Here is a 13682-nt window from a genome sequence, read left to right as displayed (position 1 = left end):
TACGCCAGAGCGGACCCCTCACCTAGTGTTAGGTGTGGAGTCCGCGTCCGTTGGCTACATCACGCACCCCGAAAGCGGGGTGTGACAGTAGCCGAAATCCTCTATATATACGCGCTCTGCACGATAAGTTGTGCAGGTTCTGCGTTAAAGTTTAGGAGTTCTTTAGGGTGTGAGCAATGCTCGAGGAGAGCAGGTCAGCTCGCATCGCCTGAGCAACCTCCGATTCGGAGAGTACGTGCGGCAGGCGAACGACGGGCTCATCCAGCACACCCTGCCAGGAAAGAATTTCCTTGGCGGCAACGCAACCGGGGGCGCGGCCCATGGTTGCTCGGACAATCGGAGTCAGTTCCAGGTGAAGACGCTGCGCCTCCACCAGATCCTGTGCGACGACAGCATCGATGAGGGCACGGAAGAGTGCGGGTGCCACGTGTGCGGTCACCGAAACGAGGCCGACGGCGCCCATTGCCATCCAGGGAAGGGTCAGTCCGTCATCACCGCTGTAGTAGTGCAGGTTGGTGGTTGCCATGACCTCGGTTGCGGCACCGAAGTCTGCCTTGGCGTCTTTCACCGCTACAATACTATCAATTTCTGCAAGGCGGCGGTAGGTTTGGGGTGCGATGGAGATGCCTGCACGACCCGGAATATCGTAAAGCATGACGGGGGTCTCAGTTGCCTGCGCAACGGTCGCAAAATGGGCGTAGACACCCGGCTGAGTCGGCTTGTTGTAGTAGGGAGTCACAACCAACAGGCCGTCCACGCCAACCTTTTCGGCACGGTGCGCCAGCTCAATAGTGTGCGCAGTGTCGTTCGAACCAACACCGGCAATAATCTTCGCTCGAGAGCCAACGGTATCCTTCACAATCTGGAAGACACGCTCGTTCTCGTCATCGGTCATGGTGGAGTATTCACCGGTGGTACCGCAGACCACCAGGCCGTCGTGGCCGTTCTCCACAAGGTAGTTCGCCAGGTCTGCGACCTGCTTTTCATCAACGGAGCCGTCCTTCGCGAAGGGGGTCACCATTGCGGTCAGGAGGCGACCGAAGACAGGCTCAACAAAAGTACCGGGGTTCGAAAGGTTCTCAGACATATGTCCAGAGTACGCCCGAAATGCAGATTTTTGCTACAGAACGCATAAGTTTTCATGCGTGTTCTACTATTCGGACTCTTTCAAACCCGCAGTACTTTCGCGAGGATTCAACCACAGGGGCTACAAAACCGGGCACATATCCTCGGTACTATCCATCAACCCCACACCGAAAATAAATGCGGTATTGAGGATGGATTACAGTGCTAGCACCTAACGAATACCCTTCGCCTGACCGCCCGAACGCAACGCCCACGCGTTACACATCGCCGCACGAGCACGCTTACGCTCGCCGCCCACATCATACATGCACGCCAAGTTGAACCACGCCTTCCAGCTATTCGGCTCCTGCTCCACCGCCGCAGCAAAGCTCTCAAACTCCACCGCCGCAGCCTCACGGTCCACACGACCCGCCGGGGTGCGCGGCAGGGTATCCTCCACCAGCTCACCCGAAGCAGCCAGCTCCTGAGCCATACGCTGAATACGAGCACCAAAAAGCACCTCACGTACCAGCGCCCACGCACCCAGAATCGGCAACAGAATCATACCCGCACCAAGAACAATGCCAGCCACAGAACCGGAAGTCAGCATCACAAAGCCCTGCTGCGCAATATGCACCAGGTACAGGGTCAGCAGCGCGCAGGTTAGCGCCGCGAAGGTCTTGCCGAACCCGCCAGCATCCACCGTCACAAAGACGGCACTAAAAATCAGCACGCCCAGGATAGAGGCACGCGCCGCCAAAGGCAGCGGCAGAATCAGCACGGTCAGCACCATCAGCACGCAGGCGCAGACAGTCCACAGACGCAACGAAGTCCACCAGGGGCTACGAGCCTCGGAAGGTGCCGGCGAAGTGTCGGGTGAAGTCTGTTCAGGCATAACGCTCCTCTACGACAAATCCATGTAGGCGTCCAAGCCCACGTTCAAACCCGGATGCGCCGCCACCTCACGCACACCCAGCAGAACACCGGGCATGAAGGAGGCACGGTCAAAGGAATCGTGACGAATCACTAGCTGCTGACCGGGATCGCCCAGCAGAATCTCCTGATGCGCGACCATGCCGCGCAGACGCACCGCATGTACGTGAATATCGTCAATCACAGCACCACGCGAACCCAAAGGATCGGAGGTGGTGGCGTCCGGGCTTGCGCCCACACCAGCCTCCGCGCGGGCGGCAGCCACCTTGCGGGCGGTGTGTACAGCGGTACCGGAGGGGGCATCTACCTTATTCGGGTGGTGAATCTCAATAATTTCTACGGATTCGAAGTAGCGTGCCGCCTTCGCCGCGAACTCGGTGGCAAGAATCGAACCAATCGCAAAGTTCGGGGCAATGAGCACACCCACCTCGGGGTGCTCAGCCAGCAGTTCGCGCAGGGAGTCCAGGCGCTCGGGGGTCCAACCGGTCGTACCAACCACAGCATGCATACCGTGCTCCACCGCGAAACGCACATTCGCCTCGCTGGATTCGGGAACGGTCAGGTCAATAACAATCTCTGCGCCGGCATCGACCAGCTCCTGCAGGTCGTCGCCGCGGCCCAGTGCCGCCACCAGGTCCATGTCTGCGGAGGTGTTGACGGCGCGCACCGCCTCAGAACCCATACGGCCCGCGGCACCGAGTACCGCTACCTTCCAGATTTTTTCGTTACCCTCGCGGGTCATGATTCTCTCCTCCGTAACTTATGAGCACCCCGACGATGGGGCATATGCTGTGACGTACAGCCTCTATTATCCCCCGTGTGGGCACAGTTCACACCATCGCACACACGGGGTGAGATACCCTGCAGAACCTCAGCAGTATAAAAACAAAATCTTATATGCGTCATATACAGGCATTTGTATGTCATCTAAAGATAGCAACCATATAATTAGGAAGTATTTCTATAATTTCCGTCCTACGGAGTACACAGACAGTATGAAGTCCCTCTTTACCTCCTCCGTGCGTCCAGATGAGGCTAACCGGCGTTATATTCTGCCGGGTCTGGACGGCCTGCGAGCAATCGCTGTGCTCCTCGTGATGGTGTACCATTTCTGGCCCACCGTACTACCCGGCGGCATGATTGGCGTGGATATCTTCTTCGTCATCTCCGGTTTCCTGATTACCTCCCTGCTTCTGCGTGAAGGTGCCCTCACCGGCAAAATTGCCCTGGGTAACTTCTGGATCCGCCGTGCCCGCCGTCTGCTTCCCGCCATTACCCTGCTGATTCTGGTCATGGGACCGGTCAGCCTGCTCATTGGTGGCGATATTCAGGTGAACCTCGGCCGACAGCTCGCCGGTGCGGCGACCTTCTCGTCCAACTGGATTTCCATTTTTGCCGGTAACGACTACTTCGCGCAGACCTCTCCGGAGCTCTTCACGAACTTCTGGTCCTTGGCAGTGGAAGAACAGTTCTACGTGGTGTGGCCGCTGCTCATTCTTGGTTTTGGCCTGTTGTTGCGCCGCTCGTGGCGTCGTTTTAGCGTGGTTATAGTGCTGGGCATTATTGCATCACTGAGCGTTGCTACCGCTCTTCTGATGTCCGACGCACCCATTAGCCGCGTCTACTACGGCACCGATACTCACCTGTACGGCCTGCTGCTCGGCGCCCTGCTGGCGTTTGCGCGCCCCTGGTCGCTGTACCCGCCGCTACAGCAGTCCGTGCTGTACCGCGTGGCTCAGCCTTTTGGCATGGTTGCTTTCGCCCGCGTCATGATTAGCTGGCTGTCCCTGTTCGCGCTGATTCCCTACGCGATCCTTGTTCCCGAATCGGCACCCGGTGCGATTCCCTGGGGCCTGTTTGGCGCCTCCCTGCTGGCGCTGGGCGTGATTCAGGGCATGCTTCCCGACATGCTTGCTGGCGCCTCCGAGGTGCTGCGCCGCCTGCTGAACTTCGCTCCCCTGCGCTGGGTGGGCGAACGTTCCTACGGCCTGTACCTGTGGCACTGGCCGCTCGCCGTGGTCATGCACTACCTGATGGGTGCGGACCGCTCCCCGCTGGTGAACGTGGGCGTTCTGGTGGCGACCTTCGCTATTGCGGAGATGTCGTACCGCTGGGTTGAGACCCCGATTCGCCGCTACGGTTTCCGCGGTAGCGCGAACCGTTTTATGGCGTTGTTCCAGTCTTCACGCACTAGGCTCCTGCCGATTTCAGTGATTCTGGCTGTTGTGGTGACTGCCGCTTCGACCGGTCTGGCGGTGCACACCGCTCCGGCGATGACTACCGCCCAGCAGTCCGTTGAGGACGGCAAGCGTGCCGCCGCTGAACGCCTGAAAGCGCGTCAGGAGGCGCAGGCTGCGAGCGCATCGGCAAGCCCGAGCGCAACGGGTAAGGACGCGAAGGCTTCGGCAAGCCCCTCGGCGTCGAAGGCTGCAACCGGTCCGGTGGACTCTTCGCAGGTGACCATTGTGGGTGACTCCATTGTGGTCGCGGTATCCCCCGAGCTATACGACAAGATGCCCGAGGCACAGATTGATGCGGCGGAGGCGCGCACCATCGCCAAGGCCCTGCCGATTATTAAGTCCATGGGTGCCAACGGCCAGATTCGTAAGACCTTCGTGCTGTCGGTGACCGCGAACTCGACCATTCTGGACGGTCAGCTTGATCAGGTGCTGGCTGCTATGCCTTCGGATGCGAAGCTGGTGCTGGTGACCGGTTACGGTCCGCGCAACCTGACCTGGATTGACTACTCGAACGGTAAGATTCGTGAGTTTGCGGCTCAGCATTCTAATCGTGTGATTATTGCAGATTGGAACTCTACGATCCGCCAGGCTCTGCAGACTCAGAGCGGTCTGCTCTCCTCCGATGGTGTTCACCCGGAGGCTGCCGGTCAGGAGCTCTACGCCCAGGTGCTGATGGAAGCTATTGCCAAGGCACAGAAGTAGTAGCTCTCAGAAGTAGCTTTTTTCTGTGCTGCCGCTCATGCTGAGCGTCAAGAGCGTGGGCGGCAGAACACCCGGAAGCACTTCTTGGAATCGTCTCTTCGATAGATGCCGATGCACACAAAATGCCCGTTCCCTCCCCTCAGATGGGGTGTGGGAACGGGCATTCTATGCCTTATCAGCGTTGTGCGTTAGGGATGTTCAGGGGTTAGCGCACGATGGTGGTAATCATCTGCTGCTGCCCCAGGTATGCCGCCAGGTCGCGAACCTCCTCCAGGGAGACCGCGCGGATCTTCTCCAGCAGCTCATCGGTGCTGGTGAACAGTCCAGAGTCCAGCTCGGCACGGCCCAGGCGGGACATGCGCGAACCCGAATCCTCGCTACCGAGCACGGTGGAGCCAGCCAGCTGACCGCGGACCTTCGTCAGCTCCTCCTCGGTAATACCGGCGGTGACGAGCTTATCGAACTCGTAGCCCATAACCTCACGCACCTGCTCGGTCTTAGCGGGCAGGCAGCCCGCGTACATGCCGAAGTATCCGGCATCCGAGTACGCACCGGAGAACGCGAACGTGCTGTAGGCGAGGCCGCGCTTCTCACGAATCTCCTGGAACAGGCGCGAGGACATGCCCGCACCGAATGCGCTGGTCAGCACGCTCATCGCGTAGCGGCGGTCGTCACCGGCGATAATGCTCGGGCAGCCCATCACAATGTTGGTCTGTTCGAAGCCCTTCTCCACCTCACGCAGCTCGCTCAGCGGAACAATGCCGCTGTCGGTGCGTACGCGACGCGGTGCCGGTGCCACGCCCTCCTGCAGGTTCCAGCCGTAGCGGGTCAGCGCCTCCAGCACGAGGCGGACCATGGTGCTGTGCTCCAGCGAACCTGCGGCAGAAATGACCAGGCGATCCGGGGTGTAGTAGCGCTTGTAGTGCTCCCACACGGCGTCACGCGGCACCTCGGTAATCTCCTGCGGGGTACCGCCAATGGAGCGACCCAGCGGGTTCTCACCCATGAGCTGCTCCACGAAGTTTTCGAAAGCAACGTCGGTTGGGTCATCCTGGTCCATGGCGATCTCTTCAAGGATCACGCCGCGTTCCTGCTCAAGGTGAGCAGGGTCCAGCAGGGCGTTGGTGACCATGTCGGTGATGACGTCCACCGCCATGGGTGCGTCATCGTCGAGCACACGCGCGTAGTAGCAGGTATGTTCCTTAGCGGTCAGGGCGTTGGATTCGCCGCCTACCGCATCGAAGGAGGATGCGATGTCCAGGGCAGTGCGGGTGCCGGTGCCCTTGAACAGCAGGTGCTCCAAGAAGTGGGTGGAGCCGAGCATGCCGGGGGCTTCGTCGCGGGAGCCGACTCCCACCCAGAATCCGATGGATACGCCGCGGGTACCGGGCATTTTTTCGGTAATCACGCGTACGCCACCGGGCAGGATGGAGCGGCGCACCTCGTTACCGCCTACGCCCTCGTAGATGAGGCGGCCGTGCTCATAGTTGAGCTCTTCGGCGATCGCCTCAAGCTCGACGGGCAGGGAAATAGACATAGAAAGAAGAACCTTTCAACAGGTACGTCTGAAGGTAAGCATTCCCGCCCCACTACCTGTAGGCAGTCCCACAGTTGGTAGGGCGGGTAAGCATCAAAAGATGCAGGGCAAGCACAGCGAAGGGGCGCCCGGTGCATCCGGCGGGGAATGAACCGCACCGGGTGCGCCGAACGCCCCTCATCGCTTAGCGGGGGTTACGACTACTCGTCGTCGTCACCCTCAACGACCGGTGCCAGCGAGAGCTTGCCGCGGTCATCAATCTTGGTGATCTCCACCTGGACCTTCTGGCCCACGGAGACAACGTCCTCAGCGTCAACAACGCGCTTGCCGCCGTTGAGCTTACGCATCTCGGAGATGTGCAGCAGGCCGTCCTTACCGGGGGTCAGCGAGATGAACGCACCGAAGTCGGTCACCTTCACCACGGTACCCAGGTAGCGTTCGCCAACCTCGGGAACCTGCGGGTTAGCGATAGCGTTCACTGCTGCACGGGCAGCCTCGGCGGAGGGGCCGTCAGCTGCACCGATGTACACGGTGCCGTCGTCCTCAATGGAGATGTCTGCGCCGGTGTCTTCCTGGATCTGGTTGATCATCTTACCCTTGGGGCCGATAACCTCACCGATCTTGGCAACCGGGATCTTCACGGAAATAATGCGCGGTGCGAACTCGCTCATCTCATCCGGTGCGTCAATCGCGCTGACGAGAACCTCGAGGATGTGCAGGCGAGCCTCACGTGCCTGAGTCAGCGCGCCAGCGAGCACGGATGCGGGGATACCGTCGAGCTTGGTGTCCAGCTGGATAGCGGTCACGAACTCGGAGGTACCTGCAACCTTGAAGTCCATATCGCCCAGTGCGTCTTCCGCACCGAGGATGTCGGTCAGGGCTGCGTAGCGGGTCTCGCCGTCAACCTCGTCAGAGACCAGGCCCATTGCGATACCTGCAACGGGTGCGCGCAGCGGCACACCGGCGTTCAGCAGGGACAGGGTCGATGCGCAGACCGAACCCATGGAGGTCGAGCCGTTGGAGCCCAGAGCCTCGGAGACCTGACGGATTGCGTAGGGGAACTCTTCGCGGGAGGGCAGCACCGGGGTGATTGCGCGTTCTGCGAGTGCACCGTGGCCGATTTCGCGGCGCTTGGGCGAACCCACGCGGCCGGTCTCACCGGTGGAGTACGGCGGGAAGTTGTAGTGGTGGATGTAGCGCTTGGACTTGACCGGGTGCAGGGAATCCAGCTGCTGCTCCATCTTGAGCATGTTCAGGGTGGTGATACCCATAATCTGGGTTTCGCCGCGCTCGAAGAGAGCGGAGCCGTGAACGCGGGGCAGGATCTCAACCTCAGCGGTGAGCTGGCGGATGTCGGTCAGGCCGCGGCCGTCGATACGGACCTGCTCGGTGAGGATGCGCTGGCGAACCACGTGCTTGGTCAGGGCAGCGAATGCTACGGAGACCTCGTTGGAGCGCTCTTCGAATTCCTTACCTTCGCCGGTGAGAGCTTCCATGAGCTCTTCCTGCAGCTCGGCTGCCGCTGCTTCGCGTTCCTGCTTGCCAGCGATGGAGTACACCTCTGCCAGGCGGTCTGCTGCGAATGCCTCAACTGCTGCGTCGACGTCCTCACCGTGGCCGCCAAAGAAGGGCAGTTCCAGAGCGGGCTTGCCTGCGCGAGCCACCAGGTCAGCCTGCGCCTTGCACAGTGCTGCGATGAAGGGCTTAGCTGCTTCCAGGCCCTCTGCGACGATCTCTTCGGTGGGGGCGGTCTGGCCGTCTTCCTTGATGAGCTTCCAGGAGTTATCGGTTGCTTCTGCCTCAACCATCATGATGGCGACATCTTCGGTACCGTCAACCTTAGTGACGATACGACCTGCAACAGCCATGTCGAACACAGCGTTTTCCAGCTGGGAGTACTTGGGGAAGCAAACCCACTGGCCGTCAATCAGTGCCATGCGCACGCCACCGATGGGGCCGCTGAACGGCGCACCGGACAGGGAGGTCGATGCGGATGCAGCGTTGATTGCGAAGGTGTTGTAGATTTCGTCCGGCTCGTAGGTCAGGACGGTCACAACGACCTGAACCTCGTTGCGGATACCCTTGGTGAAGGCGGGGCGCAGCGGGCGGTCAATCAGGCGTGCAGCCAGGATTGCCTCGGTGCTGGGACGGCCTTCGCGGCGGAAGTACGATGCGGGGATCTTGCCGCCTGCGTACATGCGCTCTTCCACGTCCACGGTCAGCGGGAAGAAGTCGAAGCCCTCACGGGGAGACTTGCCGATTGCGGTTGCGGAGAGCAGGGTGGTCTCGTCATCGATGGTGACGAGGACGGAGCCAGCAGCCTGCTTTGCGAGGCGGCCGGTTTCAAAGCGCACGTGGCGCTTACCGTGAATGCCGTTGTCGATTTCGACTTCAGCAAACTTGATTTCGGGACCTTCCACGGTTCCTTCTTTCTTCTTGGCAGGCCGTACGGCGCACGAGTCGGCCTTCGATAGGAAACCACGGCACCTCTCCTCCGCCTTTTCGTGTGCTCGACGTGTGTCGGCAAGGTGGGGGTGGTGTTGTTCCGTAATTCGCTACCGAGGACCGCGGCGTGTGTGCCGGCACGGCCTTCTATTCTTTCTTTCAGGTGAGGCGGCGTCTTCTACCGATTTCTTGCTGTGAATCTAGCGCTGGAATCTAGCGAGCGGAAGATGCGCCCCTCAACGCGGCAGTACGGACGCGCTGGCGCTACCTGCCTCCGTGTAGGAGGGTTGGTAGTGCTGACAGCACGTCCGCACACACCGCCTAAAGGCGATTAATCACCACAAAAGCGTCAAGACGCTCCTGTTTTATCGGCGCAGACCCAGGCGCTCGATCAGCGAACGGTAACGCTCGATGTCGACGCTCTTCAGGTAGCCGAGCATGTTGCGGCGACGACCAACGAGGATCATCAGGCCACGACGGGAGTGGTGATCGTGCTTGTGGAACTTCAGGTGCTCGGTCAGGTCGGCGATACGACGAGACAGAACTGCAATCTGAACCTCGGGCGAACCGGTGTCGCCCTCGTGGGTTGCGTATTCCTTGATGATTGCCTGCTTGACAGCGGGATCCAGTGCCACTTTTAACTCCTAGAGTTAGTACCGCATACGTCCCGTACGGACGGTTGCCGCCGGGTGGTGGGCTTACGCCCTGTAATACACGTCGTCTACTGCGGACTGCAGACGCGTTCTTTCCATTCTACGCTACCGGGGCGCTTTCGTGGAAGGGTGAGCAGAAGCCCGGCGACAGGTAGCTCATCACACTACCGGTCGCCGGGCTTCACAGCCGGGTTCTCACGCCGAGTCCTCGCCCCGGGCTCTACGTTTATTCAGTGGGCTCTACGTTTATTCGGTGTCTGTGCTTCTGCTCCCTATGCTTCTGCTGCTTCAGCGCGAGCGCGCACCACCACGAGGCGGTAGTAGCCCAGCAGGAACAGGCACCAGATTGCGCCCATCACCAGCGCCAGCTGGGTATCGGCAAAGCAGCCGAAGAGCACCACGATAAAGATCATGAACGCCAACGCCAGGTAGCTCAGCCACAGGGGCTGGCGTACCGGCTGCGCCTCGGTATCGGCGCCACTACGTTTGAAGGCAATGTGCGCTAGCAGAATCATGACCCACACGAATACGGTCGCGAAGGTTGCCAGGGAGGCGACCACCTCGAACGCGTTCTCAAAGAGCACGTTCACAATCACGCCGACCGCCATAACCAGCACCATGATGAGGGTGGTCATCCAGGGCGCACCGTTCTTCGTAACCTTCGCAAAGGATGCGGGGGCGAGGTTCTGCTTCGCCAGGCCGTACATCATGCGGCCGGCACCGTACACGTCCGCGTTCAGCGCAGAGATAGCGGCGGTAATGATGACCACGTTCAGAATCGAAGCAGCAGCCGGAATGCCCAGCCCCTCAAAGATCTGCACGAACGGCGAGTTCGCCTTCGTCACCGAGTGCCAGGGGTACAGGGACATGATGACCGACAGGGTCAGAATGTAGAAGATGAGGATGCGGAACGGCACCGCGCGAATCGCCTTGGGAATCGAGGTGCGAGGGTCCTTCGCCTCACCGGCGGCAATACCGATGTTCTCGATACCGCCGAAGGCAAACATCACCACGGTAAAGCAAGCGAGGAAGCCGGTAAATCCGTTCGCGAAGAAGCCACCTTCAAGAGCCCAAAGGTTCGTGACGGAGGGCGCAACAGAGTCGTGTGCCTGCACACCCACGAAGAGCAGAACCACTCCGCCAACAATCATGGCGATAATGGCGCTGACCTTCACGAGGGTGAACCAGAATTCGGTCTCGCCGAACGCCTTGACCTTCGCCAGGTTAATGGCGAGCAGAATCAGCAGAACCGAGACAATCCAGATCCAGGAGGGGCTGTTCGGGAACCAGAACTTCATGTACACGGCAAACGCGGTGACGTCTGCGATGGCGACCAGCGCCATTTCCAGGGCGTAGGTCCAGCCGGTCACAAAACCCGCCCAGCGTCCGAGGTAGCGGGTCGCGTATTCGGAGAACGCTCCGGAGACCGGGTGTGCCAGGGCGAGTTCGCCCATTGCGCGCATCACCATGAACACTGCCGCGCCGCCAATAACGTAGGCAAGCAGCACGGAGGGGCCCGCCAACTGAATGGCGGATGCCGAGCCGTAGAACAGGCCGGTGCCGATGGCGGAGCCGAGGGCGATGAACATGATGTGACGCAGGGAGAGTCCACGCGCTAGCTGCGGGCTCTCGGAGACTGCTACTCCCTGCTGTACCGGGGATGAGTCCGGAGTGGTATTCATCTTCTTCTTTTCCTTTACCTCGTGGGGTGTACCCGCCGGTGGCGGGGAAACTTATCGGGTGGTGCCGCAGCTCAGCAGGTGACTGAGAGCGGTACCGGTTGATGCACTCCCCATCGAGTGATGGGGCGTTGCGCAGAAGGTGTTGCCTTCACGCATCGCCCCGGCGCATCCCTACCCAACCGGTACGGTGGGAGGGAACGCAAAAGACGGCGGGAAGGCAACGTTGCCTTTCCGCCGTCTTTTCGTCAAAGACTACTTCTGTCGCTTACGTCCAATGACGATAGAGCACAGAGCGGTTGCAGCAGTCACAGTGTAGACTGCAGGCCACGCGCCAAGCTTCTTGGCGAGCGGATGAGCGGCGCCGAACGCGCCCAGGTAGACAGCGGTGAGGAAGGTGGCACGGCCTGCGCCAGCCTTACGCTTCCAATTCTTGTAAGCCACGGCACCGCACAGTGCCAGAATAGCGCCACCGAGCGGGCGGATGCCGGTGCTAGATGCAACCTTGTAGCCACCGAGCAGACCGGTGACGGAGGCGAGAGTCGGGCAGAACTTCACGACGTACTCCTCTGTGAGATCGGACAGTTTCCACATTCATAGTACTCCACGACACACAGAATGTATATTCACCACGGTTAATATTTCTGCATTTCTTACGGACCGGATACATCAAAGTGCCTGATCGCAAAAAGACTGGAGTACAAAAACCAGTACAAAAAGATCGGCACAAAAAGACCGGGGCGCAAAGAGCGGCACAAAAAGACCGGGGCGCGAACCCGTCAGGTTCACGCCCCGGCACTTGCCGCATGCGAGCTCACATCGTGCCGCATGCTCTAGAGCGTTAGTTCTAGAGCTTTAGAGAGCCAGATCCAGCACTTCCAGCTGCGCTTCGGTCCACAGCTCAGCAGCCAGCTGCAGCGCGTAACAAGCCGAACGAGGAGCCACCACATCCACGGAGAGGTGGAAGTCCTGGTCAGCCTCCGGGCCGCACAGATCAGAGACGCAACGCACCCCGATAAACGGAATCTCGTAGTTGTGGCAGACCTGCGCAATCGCGGTGGTCTCCATGTCGGTGCTGATGGCACCCTCGAACGCCTCGCGGGTGTCCTTCACGTTGTGGGCGGTTACGAAGGAGTTACCCGCCAGCATCTGGCCGCGGCGCACCTCCCACGGGCTTTCAGCCTGCTCACGCACAGGCTCCAGTGCGGCGAGCGCATGCTCCAGAGCGTCCTGCCACTCGTCCGCCTGACCGTCGTAGCTTTCGGGCATGCCCGGAACCTGGCCGCGCGCATAACCAAACGCGGTCGCGTCAGCATCAGTGTAGGTGTAGTTCTCGCCAATCAGCACGTCGCCCACGTTAATGCCGCGAGCCAAACCGCCGGCGGTACCTGCGCTAATGACGCCCAGGCAGTTCGAGGAGTAGCTGATCGCCTCGGTGACGGCGCTCGCCGCGTTCACCAGACCGATCTTGGAGCGAACCAGCAGCAGCGGAACCTGGTCCTCACCCACCTGCAGGTAACGCGGGTGGAATACCGCCGCGCCCTCGGTGAAGGACGGCTGCAGCTCCTCGGTCACCTTCAGGAAGGGTGCAAGCTCCTCATCCATAGCCACCTGAATGATGATGGCGTTGGACATGCCGTCCATCAGCTCAAACATGCTGTTGAATGCCTCAGCCGGGTCAAAAGCGTTCGGGTCAAAGTCCACCGGGTTGAAGGCGGATGCGAAAGCTTCCGGGATCTGTGCGCTCATTATGCCATCACCTGCGCCCACTCATCGCGTGCCGCGAGGAACTCACGAGCCGCAGCCTGCGCACCTTCGAGGGTGTGGTTGGCGCCCCAACCGCACTGCACCTCGTTCGCTGCCGGGACCTCGGTCGCGTTAAGGATATCGTTGAGGGTTGCTTCCAGGATGGGGAAGAACTCCTCGGGCTCCAGGCCCAGAGTCAGCGCGTAGAAACCGGTCTGGCAGCCCATCGGGGAGAAGTCAATCAGACGGTCAGTGTGGTTACGCATGTGCTCGGCGCTCAGGTGCTCGATGGAGTGTACGGTCAGCATTTCCAGGTGCGCGGTGTTCGGCTGGGTGAAGCGGATATCGTACTTGATGAGGGTGTCGCCACCGGGCAGGACCTTGCGGTCTGCGATACGCACGTAGGGTGCGGCTACGGCACGGTGGTCGAGGTTGAAGGATTCGACGTTCATTTTTTCCATGACTCTATCTTCTCTTAAAACGGGGACGACTAAAACAGGGGTGCCTCACGGGAGGCGCAAAACGTCAAGGCGTGCAGCGCAGGAGGTTTCATCGGAAGGCACAGGCGGCCAGGCGCGTACTGGTTTCGGTGCGGTGTCTGTGGCTCTGGGCGGTACGCTGGTGCTTGGTGCCGGCACTGCGATGGTGCTGCGTTCTCGCCGCCGCGCCTCCTAGTGCTTGC

Annotated in this window: 12 protein-coding genes; 2 read left to right on the top strand and 10 right to left on the bottom strand. The window is 60.4% G+C overall.

What is annotated here, in order from left to right; genetic code table 11:
• Positions 1-151: 151 nt before the first annotated feature.
• From dapA to dapB, 3 genes are all read right to left on the bottom strand, one after another.
• Positions 152-1087 (bottom strand): 4-hydroxy-tetrahydrodipicolinate synthase, encoded by a 936-nt coding sequence (gene dapA / locus NML54_RS08540; protein WP_254757490.1) that lies wholly within the window; start codon positions 1085-1087, stop codon positions 152-154.
• Positions 1088-1297: 210 nt separating this feature from the next.
• The gene (locus NML54_RS08535) at positions 1298-1960 is read right to left on the bottom strand and encodes a tetratricopeptide repeat protein (RefSeq protein WP_254757488.1); all 663 of its coding nucleotides are present in this window, start codon (positions 1958-1960) and stop codon (positions 1298-1300) included.
• Between the two features lie 9 nt (positions 1961-1969).
• The gene (dapB, locus tag NML54_RS08530; protein WP_254757486.1) at positions 1970-2740 is read right to left on the bottom strand and encodes a 4-hydroxy-tetrahydrodipicolinate reductase; all 771 of its coding nucleotides are present in this window, start codon (positions 2738-2740) and stop codon (positions 1970-1972) included.
• Between the two features lie 253 nt (positions 2741-2993).
• Here dapB and NML54_RS08525 point away from each other — a divergent pair, with 253 nt between their 5' ends.
• The gene (locus NML54_RS08525) at positions 2994-4940 is read left to right on the top strand and encodes an acyltransferase family protein (RefSeq protein ID WP_254757484.1); all 1947 of its coding nucleotides are present in this window, start codon (positions 2994-2996) and stop codon (positions 4938-4940) included.
• Between the two features lie 205 nt (positions 4941-5145).
• Here the strand turns inward: NML54_RS08525 and NML54_RS08520 are convergent, their stop codons facing one another.
• From NML54_RS08520 to NML54_RS08490, 7 genes are all read right to left on the bottom strand, one after another.
• On the bottom strand, positions 5146-6477 hold the full coding sequence (locus NML54_RS08520) for a M16 family metallopeptidase (RefSeq protein ID WP_254757482.1): 1332 nt from the start codon (positions 6475-6477) through the stop codon (positions 5146-5148).
• 200 nt (positions 6478-6677) lie between these two features.
• Complete coding sequence (locus NML54_RS08515) at positions 6678-8897, bottom strand: polyribonucleotide nucleotidyltransferase (RefSeq protein WP_254757480.1); 2220 nt, start codon at positions 8895-8897, stop codon at positions 6678-6680.
• Positions 8898-9287: 390 nt separating this feature from the next.
• Entirely contained in the window at positions 9288-9557 is a 270-nt protein-coding gene (gene rpsO, locus NML54_RS08510; protein WP_005507098.1) for a 30S ribosomal protein S15, read from the bottom strand.
• 290 nt (positions 9558-9847) lie between these two features.
• The gene (locus NML54_RS08505; RefSeq protein WP_254757478.1) at positions 9848-11257 is read right to left on the bottom strand and encodes an amino acid permease; all 1410 of its coding nucleotides are present in this window, start codon (positions 11255-11257) and stop codon (positions 9848-9850) included.
• Positions 11258-11509: 252 nt separating this feature from the next.
• On the bottom strand, positions 11510-11848 hold the full coding sequence (locus tag NML54_RS08500) for a hypothetical protein (protein ID WP_049328014.1): 339 nt from the start codon (positions 11846-11848) through the stop codon (positions 11510-11512).
• Between the two features lie 261 nt (positions 11849-12109).
• A complete protein-coding gene (mtnN, locus tag NML54_RS08495) occupies positions 12110-13003 on the bottom strand; it encodes a 5'-methylthioadenosine/S-adenosylhomocysteine nucleosidase (protein ID WP_254757476.1) in 894 nt (297 codons plus the stop codon).
• Positions 13003-13461, bottom strand: coding sequence for an S-ribosylhomocysteine lyase (locus NML54_RS08490; protein WP_254757474.1), 459 nt, complete (start codon positions 13459-13461; stop codon positions 13003-13005). The genes mtnN and NML54_RS08490 overlap by 1 nt, the downstream gene beginning before the upstream one ends.
• Before the next feature lie 40 nt (positions 13462-13501).
• Here NML54_RS08490 and NML54_RS08485 point away from each other — a divergent pair, with 40 nt between their 5' ends.
• Entirely contained in the window at positions 13502-13675 is a 174-nt protein-coding gene (locus NML54_RS08485) for a hypothetical protein (protein WP_254757472.1), read from the top strand.
• Positions 13676-13682: the final 7 nt, after the last annotated feature.

Origin of the sequence: Rothia gullae (genome assembly GCF_024294905.1) — a bacterium.
Taxonomy (GTDB): domain Bacteria; phylum Actinomycetota; class Actinomycetes; order Actinomycetales; family Micrococcaceae; genus Rothia.
The sequence above is the reverse complement of the archived record's forward strand: the minus strand, read 5'-3'. Positions and strand labels throughout refer to the sequence as shown.